Raw genomic sequence first — 16969 nt, forward strand, 5'->3', positions numbered from 1 at the left:
ATACAACTTAAATATTATTCGGACCCTATCTAAATCTGCAAGTGTTTTTAGTTTGCAATTTGAAAGTTATTAGCTTTAAATAGCTAATATAACCCTCTTTGTCAAAAGAGGGTTATATTAGAGAGTCTATTTTTCTGGCCATCCATTTGGGATTAACCCATTTTCTCCTTTTTTCCACCTATATCTAACAGAAGATTTATATTTATCATGATTTTTAAAATATGCATGCTCTAAAACTATAACCTGTAGGGATTCTTGTCTATCTACTTCTTTAAATAATAATTCAAAGAATTGTAATAAAGATGTCCTCTCATTATCAAGTTCTACTTCACCAGGCTCCTTATCAGGTGGAAAATATGGACGACTTAATTGATCAAACAGTAAAACTCCTGGAACTGGGGAGTTAACCTTAGCAAAATGTCGATGCATTGCTAACAAAAGTGAAACGTGTAATGAAAGGTAGTTCTCATCCGAACCTACATCACGCATGCTCTCACTGTGTGTAGAGAGAGAAACACCGACATTTAAGTTTTTCAAGTTTATATATACGGGAGAATCTTCATATCTTTTTTCAAAAGGTAAATCTTTAATTATACTGGTAGCTGTTAAAGAAATACGTCTCTCGATGTTATCTAATGCTTCTTTCTTTTCTAATAAATTTACTTCATCTTCCAATTTATTAAGTTTTTCCTTTAAGTTTGCTAATGTTTCCTTTTCCTTTAGTCCATTTTCATTAATATTATTCTCTATACTTTCCATGTATAAACTTATTCTACCAATCGTTTTATACCTTCGTTGTAAGATACTGAACTTATTGTGTGCATGTTCATTCTCTTTTACTAATGTTTCAATTTGGAGTTTATAATCTTCAACTTGTATTTCGGACTTTTCAACATCATTTTTTAGGCTTTGAATATATTTATCTAGTTTAGGTCTATCCCGTTCTACTTCTTTTAAATCATTATTAACGTTATTTACTAACTGTTTAATAGTTTTGATAGGAGCTACAACTCTTGTTAAATTACTATCGCACAAAGGACATGAATTAGGATCAGAAGGATTTTTAAATACATTGACTATTTCTAGTTTTCTTTTTTGTTTTTGTACTGTTTTATCAAAGTCATTAACTGCTTCCATTTTATTCTGTGCTGTACGAATTTTATTTTTTAACTCTACTATCCTTGCATGTTCTTCAGCTAAGAGCTTATAGAGTTCAGGTAATTTATCTTCTACAACTTCTGTATTTTGTGTAAAATCCCAATTCTGCACTTTATTTAATATAGACTCTAATTCTGCATTACTTACTGAATTTTCAGGTGCATCACATAAACCCAACTGGGCTGCTTCTTGAACTAGGCCTAATGCTTTAGAAGCTCCTCCATTCACTATACTAGATTCAATGATTAATTTCTTTTCGAGTCTTTCTACAAGTTTTCTAATTTTTTGATACTCTAACTCTGCCTCCAATGTTTTTTCATCAACAACTCCAAAGAAATAGGGGATAGACTCAATAATACTTATCTTTTTATCTGGTTCATTTGCACCTCTTAACAATGTATTTTTACTTATGATTACATCATCATCTTGTAACAAATAAGGCATTGTATTTCTTAAAGTTATTCTTCTGGAGATTGTACTTTTTCCAAAGGATTCTGAGTTTACATTACCAATACCTATTAAACGTTCAAAGTGAGCAAGTCCCCCTTCTAAATTTGTTTTTTTACTAAGATAAGAAGCATTTTCAGGTATTTTAATGTTTGAACCGATATCAAAATGCACTTCTTGACTTGACTTATAACCCGGCTTAGGAATTTTCCTATAAAAAGAAAATTGGGTACTTCCTTTTACCCATAGTATTCCTACCCAACTTAAACAGGATCGTACATAACTAGGTATATGACATTGACTTGCTCCCATAACGTAATCAATTATTTCAGGTATTGCAGATTTACCAGTTTGAGAATCGCCGGTGATAATATTAACAGTCTCTAATTCAAACGTAACTTCACTCTTTTCACCGTGATGACTATAAAGTATTATTTTTTTTATATTCCATCTTTTCATAACGATAACCCCATTACATTATAAATAATTATTGATGATTGAAGCTGGCCACACCAATTTCCAAATCTTTTAGAAATTAACATTATGTCTTTTAATTCTGATGCTTTTTCTGACTTAAGGATGTTATTTAATTTACTTTGAGTTAAACCTGAATTATTTGATTTTAGTTTACCTGTCTTATTATCAATATCTATTATTTTATTGTTGATTCCAAATATAATAGCATCTTTTGTAAAACTACTTGATGTTTCTATTCTTTGTGGTAATCCAATTAGAGACTGGGGTCCCCTTGATAGCCAGGTTAATAGTCCTGTTGCATTAGACGTACCTTTAAATGTTTCTCTTACCTTATTTGACAATGATATAGGTAGTGTTAATAAAATAATGGGAAATTCACAACCATCTTTATTCTGCTCTTCAAACCCTTTTAGAAATGACCAAAGAACTATAGAGCAAAGTGCGGGGTTTGTGGATGAGTAAATGTCAGTTGAAATCATTAATCTTACTCCTCACTGCTTATTCTTTCTTTAAAATTAATATGCCAACCTACTTCTAATTCCTCAGACAATTGTTGGTATGTACCTTGAACTAAAAAGGGTTGTTTCCAATTTGTTCGAATTGGAACTATGTCTAATGGGGCTTTATTATGTGACCAATCTAACAATTCTCGTCCTTTAATAATCAATTCATTTTCTTCCTTATCAGAAAGGTCTTCTCTCATCGGATGAAAAGTATCTCCCCATACCTTTATCAAACGCTTATCTAGTCTATCTAGGTCTGTACTGTTAACAAAATCCTCTTCTAACCACTTTTCTCTTTGGTTACGTGCTTGCCATCTTGAGATTGCAGCTCTTTTTTTTCGATATTCTCCTCCTTTTACAAGATCAATTTGTTTTGACATTATTTGACCAATCTCTTCTTCAACATTGATTTCATCTTCAATTTCACTAAAATCATCTGGGAGATTTTCCTCTTGAAAACTAGAAAGTAAAGTAAAGATGTGTTGAGTTAATTCTTCTTTTTTTATCTCGCGCTCAGTCTCATTAATAAGTCCTAACACAACTCTTCTATCCCACCATTCAATTAGTCTTTCAATTAGATTATTTCTTAAATTGGTTGGAACAGTATTTTTAATTCTTTTTTCTACCTCTATATTTATGTCGTTAACATTAAAATTATCTGCATGAATTGTTATCCTATTGACTAATTCTTCTTTTTGCTTAATTGTTAAGTTGAAAAATGCTTCACATCCTGCTGCTCTTTTGTTATAGGGTAATTCTTTTTTATCTTTTTTAGCTTTTTCTCTAGCTTCTATAACTCTTTTTGCTTCGGTTTCGAGTAGATCAATTACATCTTTACGATCCAATGCTTTATTAGAGAGTTTTTTTAAAGGACAGGTTTCCTCAATTTCGTTAGGTGTAACAAATATAAAGTAAGTGATTTCATCCATTTCTTGCTTTTCAAGTTTATTTGCCCAAATTCTAATAGTCTTCCACAAACCATCGTTCTTTTCATTTAATTTACTTTTTTTCAATACACTGTGTTTTATTTGATAAAGTTTCTTTTCTTCAGTAGCTTCTACATAGACATCATCTTCTGTTTCAATGCTAACTCTGTCATGATCACCAGCATCTAAGAGACATATTAGTCCATACATTCCTTGAAAATAATATCCTAAAAAAGAGTGATCAGCTGAATGAGGATTAGACATTTCATCACCACCATATATAATAGTATTTTACTAGTTACTATTATACAAAAAAATATTTGTAATATCTTGGTTTATTATCAAGAAAATTGCTAAAATAGATCATAATATGATTTTAATTGGAACGTATTAACTTAAAATACATTTGAGGGAGGAAATGATAATGGAGGAAGTAATAAGAAAATTAATAAAGAATATAGATGGTGAAATTGATATGAAATTTGATTATGAAAACGTAGACTCTAATATAAGATTATCTAAGGCTAGGTGGAAAGTCGTTTTTTATATTATACTATCTGATAATGAAGAAACTAATCTGTCTATGATAGACGAATATATAGCTAATTTAAGTGATATTGATAGCTTAATAGAAGAAAATAATACCGAGATATGGATAGGTAATGAATCATTGACTATCTATCACGAAGATTGGCCAAAAGAATATTACATTGAACTTGAAAAAAGTGATTTCACAACAATATTCAGTATTATAAAAGACTTTATTTCTTTAAAATATATACCGGTACTAGCATGCTATAGAGAAGATTACTTTGAAGTATTAATAAACCATTCTGAAATAGTATGGGGCGATGGTTTATCTCACATTTCTGTTGTTGCAGATAAAAAAGAAAATATTAAAGAAAAAATTTTTTATGAAATAACACCAATTTCGAAAGAATTCTCAACAATAATAATGAATAATCAATTTTATAGTCATATTGAAGTTGAAGATAGTTTTACCACATTAAAGGTTTATAATGTTAACACAAATACCAACATTTCTATGGACTCACAAGAAATTGAAGAAAAGCTATTATATTATGCTAAATGTATATTGTTTGACCTATCTTATAAATACTCAGTGACAATAACTTTTGAAGAATTGCCTATGGACGATGAAGACGAAGGGGACTTTGAATATATTTCTGAAGAATTAAATGAAATAAAAGCACCTTATTTAAAAAAAGAATATGATCCCGATTTGCTGGATTACTATCATAGAGCTTTGGAAATGTCAGAAAGTGAATTTAAATATTTAGCATATTATCAAGTATTAGAATGCATATTTGATGAAGTTTACTTGCATGAGACAGTGCAGGATGTAAAGCAAATTATGAATTCCAATTGGTTCTCCTCATATAAAGATAGTGATATTAGAGAAGTAATAGAAACAGTGGACAAATACAATAAATCAAAAAATGATAGAGAAAAATTAAAGTTGGTATTAGAGAGATATTTTAAAGGTGAGGTTCACGAAGAAGCCTATCTCTTAGCAAATAGAGACATTACTAAAATATTAAAGAATGAACTTAATAAAATTAGTCAAGATAAGGATGTAAAAGATTTACAAAAATTAGCAACAGTTCTATATGATTTTAGGTGTGCTTGTACTCATTCAAATAGAACATTCCCTTTTAGAGCTAGTTATGATAAGACGAATGAAGAGTTAAAGGTATATATTAAATTAATAAAGCAGGTTGTAGAAAAAGTTATTCAAAATTACGTATATATCTCATAATAATAGTTGTATGAGTTTTACTTTTATAGTTAAGAAATAAAAATGGGTCATATCAACTCAATACATGTGAAGTGTGGAAACTAAAGAAAAATGTAATTATTCACCAGGATTAAAGATTCAAATCCCTTTACACAAATTTTACACATCACCCACACAAAACCTTATAATATCAACACTTTAAGACCTATATCGACCCCGACCACCGGTGCCATTACAGTAAGTTAGGTTTAGTTTAATAATAATTAATGACTCACAAGTGTTGTAAATCAACGTCTGTGAGTTTTTTGTTTTTTGAGGAAAGGATATAGTTTAGGATACCTGTCCCAAGCTTTGGTAAAGGCGTTAGTGTACTAGAGCGACTTACTCCACTTTATGGTAACCAAGCTTTAAGGAACAATTGGTAAAGCGAATTTCGGTTAAAAATTATCGACCGTGAAGGTAATCAGTTAACCCTTGCTTGATACGAAGACAAGCAGGACTTCATGATAAACTGGCCAAACTTATGTAGCATATAAGAAAAATGTGTTATATAGGTAAACAGGGGGATGGTCCCCCGCTTGTTTAAAGCGTTAGTATACTGGAACCTGGTACCGTTTCCTACTATTGATAGTCCAAAGTTTCTACCGGTATGATATCTGAAACGAGTGGAGAATTTATTGAAAAAAGACAATATAAGTCAGTAAAACCATTTTGGAGTTTGCAATTTCGAATGACAAAGCCTTCGTATCCCTGATCAATAAGGGTGTTACGAAATTTTTCATTCGCTTCCTCCTTATTTAAAAGGATAGCCTCATCTTTCCAGGTGGGGTTCCTTTTTTTGGCATGAAAATAATCACAATATTTATCACGATCACTCATGAACAAATCATACGAATCAGCGGTAGTAGAATGATATACCTTAAGATTTGGTTCATCTAAAAATATTTTGTAAATAAAGCCAATCACTGGTTTTTCAACTTGAATGACCTTAGGTTCTCCGTCTTCCCAAAACTCCGTTTCTGACTTTTCATAAACAGTTTTCGTTCCTATTGCAAAAGGTTTTGCTGAATTAATATCAGATGTAAGCCAAAACCCAATTGTACCAACAACGTTATTTGCATTTTGAACCTTTATTTCTTTATTAAAATCTTCAATTTTATTCATGGCTCCAAAAAAAACGATCATTTTTATCCCTCCTCTTTTTAAATTACCCAAATCTGAGGGTAATAAGTATATTGCTGATGATGAAGCGGTTCGATTTGAATACATCAAGTGGATGAAAGGTTACGGGGGATGAAATTAATAAGTATGGCTTTATGGGTTACTGAGAAAAGCAGGTTTATTAGAACATATTGATCGTAATGTCATAGAGAAGTTTGATGACTATTATCCCTTAGAAGGTATAGAGTCGATATTTAACAAGGTATTCGATATCTTATTTAAATCGGAGGTATAATAATGACATACAGTATTGGTTTTTCGGCAGATGGTGCAGTTTTTTTGTTAGCTAGTAAGGAACCAATAAATAGGGAACTGGAAGATTAATGAAGTATCAATAGACAAGGAGGGCGTAATGGAAAAGCTCATTCTAAGTAGAAAAGGGTTTGATTCAGCCTCTGGCAATGGTTATTCTCCTTTTGATCCTAAAACAGGAAAATTTATTGTATTGCCTATTCCCGAGGACGAAGGAAAAGAAGGCTTATATAAATATAATGAATTATTCCTTGTTAATCAGTATTTTGAAGGTATAAATGCAAAAAGTCTTCAAGGACTAATCACCCATCCCAAAATGTACTTCGGAAATAACACAAAAAAAGAAGTGAGAAAGAGAAGTGCCCATTATGATCCAATTTTGGGGAGATGCCCTTGGTTAAAAAATGGTCCTGAGATTGGTGCATTTGGGCAATCAGAAGCAGCTGCTGGGCATCTAAGAAACACTCAAGTACAAGAAGGGAGTATATTTCTCTTTTTTAGTAGATTTATGCCAATAAAAGAGAGAGTTCATCCTCTTGACCCTATTGGAGCTTGGTCACAAGGTGCCTATTTTATCTATGGGTGGCTTAAGGTAAAGAAAGTAATAACTAAAGAAAACAAATCAGAACTACCTATTGAAGTTAGAGATAGACACCCCCACGGATCTGATTATGATTTTATGAACCGAGATAATAACACCATTTTTTTGGCAGACGAAAAATTATTTGAAGACATGGATATACCAGGTTGTGGTTATTTTCCGAAGCTAACCAGTGATTTGTTACTTTCCTCTGAATTACATAAAAACCAACCAAGTATCTGGAAAATACCAGCATTTTTCAATTCGGATGACTTTCGTCCGACTTACCTAAATGTAGAAAAAAACTTATCCACACGCTGGCTTGCGTGTCCTGATAATAGTAACTATTGCTATGTGCAATCAACAGGTCGTGGTCAAGAATATGTATCTAATTTAAAAGATCAAAGCTATAAATGGTTGCGTTCATTATTTACAAATAACTATAAGTGATGGATAAATTTTTTTAATGTTAGAAAAATACACAAAGAAGGTAACGCTAAATTAGGATTCCTGACTTTCGGCATAAACGAAACCTTTTTATGTTTGAAACGTAAAAGATGTATAACGATAAAGCTGAAGGTGATCTTAATGTATTTTCCATCAAAAAAAGACGTATGGTTAACCCTAATTGTTTGGGGATCGATCCTAGTGGTGGTAGTTCCAGCGATTATCGAGCAACAAATCGTTGGGCTATTTATTGCATTGCCGATAGCGTTCTTTATAGGATGGTTATGGTTTACAACGGGATATACGATTGAAAAGGCTAACCTTAAAATTAAATTTGGTCCATTTCGAAAAACGGTTCACATACAAGAGATAAGGAAGATCAACAAAACAAAGAACCCCATTTCTGCTCCTGCGTTATCCATCGATCGGATCGAAATTATCTACGGTAAGTTTAATGATATGGTGTTTATTTCTCCTAGAAAGGAACGTGAATTTGTTCAATTATTATTAAAGGAGAATCCGGATATCGTTTTGGATGAGAAACTGAAAGATATAATAGGGGAGTGATACTTTATCTAGGGTCAGTCCCATTTTTGAATATTTTTGTCTCATATCGGCATACTTAAGGAAAAAAGAGGTGCTTGTATGAAACGTATATTTGGGCTTTCTTTCATATTATTGTGTAGCGTCCTTTTTGTTATCTCATGATGCGCTTCCGATTATAGTACGAATGAACCGAACGTAAATGGTAAGATTACCAGTGCTAATGATAATACTCCAGCAACGAAATTTCCGGCACTTAAAGAATTAAGGGAATTTGACCTTGAAATTGACTTTGTAAATAGAGATGAGTTAGAAATGGAATACCATAGCAGGGGGGAGTTTCCAACAGCTGAAATTGAAAGGAGAACGGCAGAAGGAAGAGAAGAGGTAAAAGGGGAGGCAGCTTTAGAAGAAATCGAAGAGCTAATTCAGCAAATTTCTCTCCACTCAGAGCTTTTACCAGAAGAGGTAATAGATAAAATATTGGCTTATTTAAACATTTCGAAGGAAGAGGTTAAATCATTGGAACTAGAAGTGGACTTTAAAAAGGGTGATAAAATTAAAGGAGATATATAAAGTTTACGAGACCAGAACGATAAACAAAGAGAGAATGACAAAGGGTTCTCTCTTTTCTTCTGTCATAGCGTAAGGGATGGCAGTCTCCTCAATGTAATGAATGCAGTTTTCACTGATTACCAACCGTCCCCTTTTCTCCCCTTTCTGACCATACTTACCCTTATACATACAAGACTTGTAACATAATTCTTTGTTATCCTCTTTATCTTTTCGGAAATCAAGAATGTTATTATCAGAAGGCTCTTTTCGTAAACTTTGTTGCTTTTTTAGATAAGCTTGGAGAAGCGAAAGGCGGCGACTCCAGCGGGAAAAGCAACGGCTGAAGACCCCGCAGGGACGAGCGACTCTTCACGAGTAAGCTTCGAGTTGTCTCGACGAATGCATCTCCGAAGCGAAGCTAGTAGAGGAAGAGACACAGTTTTTTCCCGAGGAGGCTGAAGCGTTGCCCGCGGGAGCCAGGATGGCGACATTACGCCGTTGCCCACAGGACGTGGGCTTCCTTTAGGCGTAATTGGTCCGCCTGTAGCGTATCCAAGCTAAAAATTAATTTCTAAAAACAACAATCTAGAAAAGAGCCTATCAGAAAAAACAAACTATTCTAAATTCATATATTGTATAATTGAATGGACGATAAAGGAACAGTGGCCTCTGAGGTTATTTGTATATTGCTTTTATTCCCTTCGCTTCCCCTGTTGGTAAAATCCTAAACTACACAAGTTAAATTAATGAATAAGGTAAAGGTGGTAAGAAATGAATACAAAAAAAGACGAAAGAAAGATTCAATTAGAATATCTTGATCGTGGGTTAGTTGCAGTAGCCACGACAGAAGGTGTGTTTCTTAGTTGGAGACTGTTAGGAAATGAAGTTACAGGTTATTCTGAAAACGGTTTAATCGGAAACGATTTTAATGTTTATCGTAATGATACTCTTATTGCCACTGTAAGTGACAGTACGAATTTTTTGGACAAAGAAGGAACATCTTCATCAGCGTATCATGTATGTGCCGTTGAGGATGGTCAAGAAGTAGACAAAAGTAAACTGGTAACCCCTTGGAAACACGCTTATTACGATCTCCCATTACAAAAGCCAGCAGATGGGGTAACACCTGCAGGTGAAACTTATACCTATTCTGCCAATGACATGAGTGTTGGCGATATAGATGGTGACGGCCAGTATGAGTTTTTTGTAAAGTGGGATCCGTCCAATTCCAAGGATGTGTCACAAAAAGGATATACGGGGAATGTCTTTATTGATTGTTATAAGTTTGATGGAACATTGCTGTATAGGATTGACTTAGGTGTAAATATCCGTGCGGGTGCACACTATACGCAGTTTATGGTGTATGATTTTGATGGAGACGGGAAAGCAGAAATGATGATGAAAACAGCACCTGGTACAAAAATCATAAACGTTGATAAAAACGGGGAAGTCTTATCTGAAAACTATATTACTATCCCACAAGAGGATAAGGATGCTGGATATACGCATCAAGATGATTATCGTATGAGCAGTAAGGATTATTTTCATTATATTATAAACCTATTCATGGGATGGCATGAGCATGAAGAGGTTATGAATGGTAATTGGCCAAAAACACTGGAAGCATGCTTCGGAATAGATAACCTATATGAATATCCTCTTTCTTTCGAAGATGCAACGAAACTAGCAACCTATTTTATTGATGAATACGCTCCTAGCAGACATCAACGAAATAATCTCCGAGACTTTGAAGGTTTCATTCTTGAAGGTCCTGAATATTTATCTATTTTCGAAGGAGAAACTGGTCAAGAGTTAGAAACAATCCCTTATAAACCCGGTCGTCATGAAGATGGCTTAATGTGGGGAGATTATGCTATGCCACGAATTGAGCCTGGTAATCGTGTGGATCGATTCTTAGCTGGTGTTGCTTATCTTGATGGTGAAAAGCCATATGCGATTTTCGCACGAGGTTATTATACAAGAGCCGCTATTGTTTCCTATAGCTGGGATGGTCGTCAGCTGCAGGAGTATTGGGCAATGGATAGTGGTTGGACTCCAATGAATAATCCATTCAATGATAATCCTCACCCAAGAGATGGCACGTCGAAGGAATTTGGCTCCATTACAAATCAAGGTGCCCATTCCCTTAGTGTCGCAGATGTGGACGGTGATGGAAAGCAGGAAATTATTTATGGTTCTGCTACCATTGACCATGATGGCACGGTTCTTTACAGCTCAAAGGATGTGATGCCAGAGCAAAGTGCAGCACCAGGTACGATTGCGAAATTAGGTCACGGGGATACCTTGCATGTGGCAAATATTGACCCAGATAGGCCAGGTCTTGAAATATTCATGGTTCATGAAAATGGAAGGTGGGCCCCATATGGTTATACATTGCGTGATGCTGCAACAGGAGAGGTTCTATTGGGGGAATATGCGGATGAGGACCGAGACCGCGGGATTATTGGGGACGTGGATCCTGAGCATCGTGGATTGGAAACTTGGGCAAATGGCTTTGGTTTGAAGACGGCAAAAGGAGAGCAAATCAGTATGGATGCTCCTGGTACCAATATGAACATTAAGTGGTCAGGAGATATGACGACACAAATAGTAGAAGGTGCAATAAATGAAACACCTTCAATAGTAGATTGGAAGAAAGGTTGTTTGCTGACAGCAACAGACACACAAACAAATAATGGCACAAAAGGGAACCCATGCTTAGTAGCAGATATATTTGGCGATTGGCGAGAAGAACTCCTCGTTCGTAAAACAGACAGCTCTGCGATTCGAATTTATATAAATACGGAAATAACAAATCGAAAGCTATACACATTAATGCATGATGCCCAATATCGAACGGGGATTGCCTGGCAAAATACAGTGTACAATCAGCCTTCCTATCCAAGTTTTTATTTCGCATCGGATATTGATTGGGCGAACGTACCAATTCCAAACTATTGGGCACCACGTCTTGAAAAGACATTAAAATAAGTTTAAGGAAGCAGCGGGACGGATAGAGACTGGAGAAATAGGGTGCTTTTCCCTTTTTCTCCAGTCCGAATGGCAATGAGCTGAGCCGTTGCCAGCTCTTTAAAGCTTAATATGAGCGGTTTTCTCATATCAAGCGCGCAACGAGCGAAGCCATTGCAACAAAGTTTATATGCTTTTTCACTGGTTTTGGACGGATCTCTTGCTTCCAAATCGCACTCCTTTTTTGGTGAAAAAATGTATTTAATAAGTTATGGGGAATTTATCAGAAAAGTGGGTGAAATGAAGAAAAAACACAAAAGTCAATAAAGAAGAGATGGCAGGGGAATGGGGGATTACAAGCTACTACAAAATCCTGAATCGAAAATATTGATCTACGCTACTATTTCAAAGTGCGGGTGTTAACGTTGTTGGAGATAAGGGGAAGTTTGTATGTTTTTAACTACATAGCTAATTGGGGGATCAGTGTGCCTATTCCCAATTAAGGGGGCAGGCACCTTGTTCTGTTATCTTACTTTGATTTCACTTCTTAAATTTCCACTACTTACCCTACCATAATAATTTAGGATGTTTTTATAACATGTTCTCTCCTAACACACTTTATTTTTTCTTTATTAAATTATCTCTATCGGATGCTAGGGGAGATTGTTCCATCCATCCTTTTTCCACCATCAATTTAGCCCCTTCACTTGCATATTCGATTGCTTCACCAAATAGACGGAGAAATGCAAGTCCTACATCTTTTCTTTGACTTTGGGCAACGGCTAATCCATAGTTCCCTATTCCAGCAGTTCCTACTAAGCTCACCTGAAACAGCATTAGTCTATCGGAAAAGGGTGACACTGTAGATTCAGTGATTTCACCATCATAGGTTTTAACGGTAGGGATATCGGCTTCCAACAATAGGTCATTAAATAGTTTAACATTTTTATGTGCCGTTTCTTTTCCTTTTAAGAAGTAATCCCGGACTTGTTTATCACCAGCAATCTGTGAAAACGCCATGTTTGTTGCTTTTCCAAGGGCATTTCCTTCTGCAATCGTGAAAATTTGGGTTATTTCTTGGGCTGATAATGGACGTTTTGAGTCGAAGAAGTTGCCGAAAAAGTTATCGTTGTTCACAAACTCCACACTGTTAGGAATAGGTACATTAGGCGGTCGAGTATATAAACCTTTTGAGAGCATCAAATCAGTCGTTGTTAGTTCAATTTCTTTTAAATTATCAGCCATATCTTTAAAATGATTTTTAATGTCATCTCTCGTCACTTCGGTAAATGCCGTAGTATAAGTGATCAAAGCAAATTTCGCTACATTTTTAATAAAATTGGTATAGTAAATATCAGAAAATAGCCTTGGAGCATCTAAGTTGACATCCTCTATTTGAGTTTCCCTTGGGATAGGGAAGCCTTCTTTATTAAAAATAGTAAGATACAATTCCATATGTTTTTTCGCCAACGAATGACAAGTGTTTACAAGAGCTTTAATATCGGGATCATCCAAGTGTTGTAAAAAATATTTAAACATATGGTGAACCATCGTTTCCATTAAATAAACATTCCAAAGGCTCGCCATTTCAAAAGAAGTTAAGTTAGTGCTCAAATGAGAAATTGCAACATCTTCTTTCATTATAAACCCCACTTTGTATTCTTATTTGTTTTAACAATAAAGTTTGTTAATTATTTACAATTTATTTCCCGTTTATTTTTTAAGGTTCACATTAAAATGAGTCCAAAATGAAGTGAGGAGAGAAGTCCAACATGAGCTATTGAAAGAACAGCGTATTAGATTGAAGCGTAAGGTGTTTAGGTTATCAGTTACTAGTATGGGTTATTTTACCAATTACAAAAACCAGTAAAATATATCGGAAATCTAGAAAAAAATAAATGACTTTTTCTCTTTTTTTTGAAAGCGTTTTATTTTACACTTCTATTATTACATTGCCATGTTGCTTTTGTTTGAAATCAAAAAAGTAGATTACTTATGGAAATTATTAGAGTGCTAACTTTCGCGAGAGGTGATTAATTTGAGAGTAGTTGGAAATGAGCGAACTTTTTTTGGAGAAGGTCCATTTTGGGATCATGATAATCAATGTCTATATAGAGTGGATATAACTAACAAGAGGATTATTTCCGTTAATCTCATAACGGAGGAGGAAAAAACGTTTGAATTTCCAGAACCAGTAACTTCCATGGTGAAATATTCAAAAGATGAATTAATTATTACGATGAAAGATGGTCTTTACTTATTTCACACAAAGGATGAAACACTAGAGGCCTTTGTAAAACCTGAAGGTTTAAATGAAAAATTACTACTAAATGATGCCAAATGTGACCCAGAGGGAAGACTCTGGGTAGGTTCGGTGAATGATGATTTCAAGCTTTATAAGGAACACATTATCTCAGAATTTATAGGTGGAAATGCAACGTTATATAAAGTAGATACAAACTTGGATGTTCAGCCAATGAAGGATAAAGTTACTGTATCTAACGGAATGGATTGGGATAGAGAACGTAACTTTTATTACTATGTTGACTCGGCTACAGAAGGAATATCTCGTTTTGACTACGATCCTAAGACAGGGAAATTAAGCAATGAAGAAGTTGTATATAAATTTAACGAGCTCGATGGTTTTCCAGATGGTATGACAATCGACCAGGAAGGGATGCTTTGGGTCGCCCTCTTTAAAAGTGGGCAAGTAGCAAAGAAGAATCCTTCAAATGGGATCATCGCAAAGATTAATCCATTCGAAAAGAAATGGGTAGATTCCATTACTGTGCCAACCACACATGTCACATCATGTGCTTTTGGCGGCGAAGATTTATCCACCTTGTTTATTTCTACAGCGATAGACTTATTGCCAGAAGAAGAACGAAAAAAACAACCACTAGCAGGCCGGTTATTTGCCGTAGACCTTGATGTGGGGGGATATGCGCCAAATGTATTCCGTAGCAATGTAACGTTTAATCGAAGGTAATTGGTGAGTGGTTTGATTATTTACAGCCAAAAAAGCTAGTTTGGACGGATCATCCTTCCTATACTAGCTTTTTTAATTTCCTTTGCTCTAATAGAAACGGTAAAAGAAAAGGTGACTTCAAAGGTATAGCCTCATTGCTGGAGTTTGTTCATAATTCTACTTTTTTAATGTCTAGTGAGAATGAAATAGTGAACAAATAATGTGGTAATATTTTACTATGGAGCACGGGCCTGTTAACTATTATGGGTTCTTTTTCTTTTCTTTGAAAAAACCAATAAAAATTATTCAAATAAGAATGAAAAATCAATAATTTTTCACCTTACATTCAAGGTTATAATCGAATAAACTCATTAGTAATCAAGTGTTACAATCTTTTTTCTTTGATTTGTACAGAGTTATTTTTATACGAATCATTGCCAACGAACTAAATATTAAAAATTATCAGAATTTATTGACACATGTCTAACGTTCCAAGTAAAATTATAGTTGGTAAATGGAAGCGCTTAAAAAAGGTATTTTATAATAAGAACAATGTCTAATGCGTTAACTAAAATTCTAGTATGCTAAAGTTTCAAAATATTTTGCGAAGTGGGGTTGTTAGGATGGGAAATATTTCTACTAGTAAAGTTCAAACGGGGGACTATCAAACATTTTTCTACGAAGCTGGGGAAAAAACAGCACAAACGGTTATCTTTCTTCATGGAAGTGGGCCGGGAGCAAGTGCAAAAACAAATTGGGAAGGTGTTTTACCTGCTATAGGTGAACATTTTTATGCAGTAGCTCCTGATTTGCTAGGATTTGGTGATACGGATCATCCAGAAGAATATCCAGAAAATGGAGCGAAATGGATGTCTGCAAGAGTAGATCAAATAATATCTCTAATGGATACGTTAGAAATAGAAAAAGCTCACTTAGTTGGGAACTCTCTTGGTGGAGTTATTTCCCTTAATCTATTAATGTATGCTCCAGAGAGATTTAATAAAGTGATCTTAATGGGGGCAGGTGGTGGGTTAACGGAACCTACACCAGAACTTGGGAAACTTGCAAATTTTGCAAGTGATCCAAGCCCAGTAAATTTTAAAAATTTACTACGTTGGTTTTTATATGATGAGACATTCCTTGAGGCGGAGTTAGACAAAATTGTTGCAGAAAGAATGGAGAACTTTAATAGACCTGAGGTACGTAGATCCTATGCAGCCAACTTCAAGAATTCTCACTTATCCGATATGCTTGTTCCTCCTTCAGCACTGAAACGAATGGAAAATGAATTTCTTTTAATTCATGGACACGAAGACCGATTTGTTCCTCTTGAAAGCAGCTTATATGTAATGAAATATTTGCAAGATGCACAATTACATGTGTTTAAGCGTTGTGGACATTGGGCTCAAGTGGAACAAAAGGATAGATTTATTAAACTCACTACTGACTTTTTCAATGATGAGTTATAACATGGTTACAAAAAATTAGAAAAGGTGTAGCAATTATGAAAAAAGATGAAGCTTATCGATACATTAAGAATCTCATAATCCAGGGGAAGTGGCATCCAGAAAAAAGCATCAATGTGACAGAGCTTGGAGATTATTTAAATATGAGCCGTACACCTATACACAGAGCTTTATCACAGTTAGCAGAAGAAGGATATTTGGACATTATTCCTCAAGTTGGGGTTTTCGTAAAGAGACCTGATCCAAAAGAAGTGCTTGAGCGTGTCTATGTGTGTGCTAATTTAGATGCCCTAATGACGGAAGAGGCAGCAAGATTAATGAATAAAGAGGATTTAGCCTACTTAGAAAAATTATTACAAACGATGGATAACCCTCATCTGTCACCTGAAGATTATGCCGCACTCAATATAAAGTTTCATAAGACAATATATCATGCATCAGGTTACTCGTATACGATTAAATTAGCAAAGCAGCTGTGGGATTATTTAAATTATTTAGGTACACCCGAATTATTATTTATTTCAGACAGAAGAAAGCGTTCACAAGTAGAGCATTGGTTAATCTATTACGCCTTAAAGGACAAAAACAGTAAATTAGCAAAAGAATTGGTGGAGCTTCATATGCGCCGTGTTGCAGATGTTATCGATGAAGTAATAACTAAATCAAAACAGGCAGTGTCATCTTAAGTTAAAAGTTG

General features: G+C 34.6%; 15 protein-coding genes. 8 read left to right on the top strand and 7 right to left on the bottom strand.

Going from position 1 to position 16969, the window contains the following annotated elements; translation table 11 throughout:
• Positions 1-126 precede the first annotated feature (126 nt).
• The 3 genes from J2S74_RS22210 to J2S74_RS22220 are packed head-to-tail and all read right to left on the bottom strand — an operon-like array spanning position 127 to position 3775.
• Positions 127-2064 (bottom strand): DUF3732 domain-containing protein, encoded by a 1938-nt coding sequence (locus J2S74_RS22210; protein WP_307330270.1) that lies wholly within the window; start codon positions 2062-2064, stop codon positions 127-129.
• Positions 2061-2561, bottom strand: coding sequence for a three component ABC system middle component (locus J2S74_RS22215; protein ID WP_307330273.1), 501 nt, complete (start codon positions 2559-2561; stop codon positions 2061-2063). The genes J2S74_RS22210 and J2S74_RS22215 overlap by 4 nt, the downstream gene beginning before the upstream one ends.
• Before the next feature lie 5 nt (positions 2562-2566).
• Entirely contained in the window at positions 2567-3775 is a 1209-nt protein-coding gene (locus J2S74_RS22220; RefSeq protein WP_307330276.1) for an ABC-three component system protein, read from the bottom strand.
• A 160-nt stretch (positions 3776-3935) separates the two neighbouring features.
• Here J2S74_RS22220 and J2S74_RS22225 point away from each other — a divergent pair, with 160 nt between their 5' ends.
• The gene (locus J2S74_RS22225; protein WP_307330278.1) at positions 3936-5291 is read left to right on the top strand and encodes a hypothetical protein; all 1356 of its coding nucleotides are present in this window, start codon (positions 3936-3938) and stop codon (positions 5289-5291) included.
• Positions 5292-5891: 600 nt separating this feature from the next.
• Here the strand turns inward: J2S74_RS22225 and J2S74_RS22230 are convergent.
• Positions 5892-6455 carry a hypothetical protein gene (locus J2S74_RS22230; RefSeq protein WP_307330280.1) on the bottom strand — a complete coding sequence of 188 codons (564 nt, stop codon included), beginning with the start codon at positions 6453-6455 and terminating at the stop codon, positions 5892-5894.
• 388 nt (positions 6456-6843) lie between these two features.
• On the opposite strand from J2S74_RS22230, the gene J2S74_RS22235 reads away from it, so the two are divergent.
• The 3 genes from J2S74_RS22235 (at position 6844) to J2S74_RS22245 (ending at position 8889) form a co-directional block, all read left to right on the top strand.
• Complete coding sequence (locus tag J2S74_RS22235; protein WP_307330282.1) at positions 6844-7773, top strand: Nmad3 family putative nucleotide modification protein; 930 nt, start codon at positions 6844-6846, stop codon at positions 7771-7773.
• A 138-nt stretch (positions 7774-7911) separates the two neighbouring features.
• Positions 7912-8337 carry a PH domain-containing protein gene (locus J2S74_RS22240; protein ID WP_307330283.1) on the top strand — a complete coding sequence of 142 codons (426 nt, stop codon included), beginning with the start codon at positions 7912-7914 and terminating at the stop codon, positions 8335-8337.
• Positions 8338-8523: 186 nt separating this feature from the next.
• A complete protein-coding gene (locus J2S74_RS22245; RefSeq protein ID WP_307330453.1) occupies positions 8524-8889 on the top strand; it encodes a YusW family protein in 366 nt (121 codons plus the stop codon).
• Between the two features lie 3 nt (positions 8890-8892).
• On the opposite strand, the gene J2S74_RS22250 is transcribed toward J2S74_RS22245, so the two are convergent.
• A complete protein-coding gene (locus J2S74_RS22250) occupies positions 8893-9057 on the bottom strand; it encodes a hypothetical protein (RefSeq protein WP_307330286.1) in 165 nt (54 codons plus the stop codon).
• A 582-nt stretch (positions 9058-9639) separates the two neighbouring features.
• Between J2S74_RS22250 and J2S74_RS22255 the strand changes: the two genes are divergently transcribed.
• On the top strand, positions 9640-11859 hold the full coding sequence (locus tag J2S74_RS22255) for a rhamnogalacturonan lyase (RefSeq protein ID WP_307330288.1): 2220 nt from the start codon (positions 9640-9642) through the stop codon (positions 11857-11859).
• Positions 11860-11861: 2 nt separating this feature from the next.
• Here the strand turns inward: J2S74_RS22255 and J2S74_RS22260 are convergent, their stop codons facing one another.
• Positions 11862-12068, bottom strand: coding sequence for a hypothetical protein (locus J2S74_RS22260; protein WP_307330291.1), 207 nt, complete (start codon positions 12066-12068; stop codon positions 11862-11864).
• 388 nt (positions 12069-12456) lie between these two features.
• Positions 12457-13479, bottom strand: a complete 1023-nt coding sequence (locus J2S74_RS22265; protein WP_307330294.1) for a DUF3231 family protein — start codon at positions 13477-13479, stop codon at positions 12457-12459.
• Positions 13480-13876: 397 nt separating this feature from the next.
• Here J2S74_RS22265 and J2S74_RS22270 point away from each other — a divergent pair, with 397 nt between their 5' ends.
• The 3 genes from J2S74_RS22270 (at position 13877) to J2S74_RS22280 (ending at position 16958) form a co-directional block, all read left to right on the top strand.
• Positions 13877-14827, top strand: coding sequence for an SMP-30/gluconolactonase/LRE family protein (locus tag J2S74_RS22270; protein ID WP_307330296.1), 951 nt, complete (start codon positions 13877-13879; stop codon positions 14825-14827).
• 602 nt (positions 14828-15429) lie between these two features.
• Positions 15430-16275: an alpha/beta fold hydrolase gene (locus J2S74_RS22275; RefSeq protein ID WP_307330301.1), complete on the top strand. Its 846-nt coding sequence runs from the start codon at positions 15430-15432 to the stop codon at positions 16273-16275.
• Between the two features lie 35 nt (positions 16276-16310).
• Positions 16311-16958 carry a GntR family transcriptional regulator gene (locus J2S74_RS22280; RefSeq protein WP_307330304.1) on the top strand — a complete coding sequence of 216 codons (648 nt, stop codon included), beginning with the start codon at positions 16311-16313 and terminating at the stop codon, positions 16956-16958.
• Positions 16959-16969: the final 11 nt, after the last annotated feature.

Origin of the sequence: Evansella vedderi (assembly GCF_030813435.1) — a bacterium.
GTDB classification, from domain to species: Bacteria; Bacillota; Bacilli; order Bacillales; family Salisediminibacteriaceae; genus Evansella; species Evansella vedderi.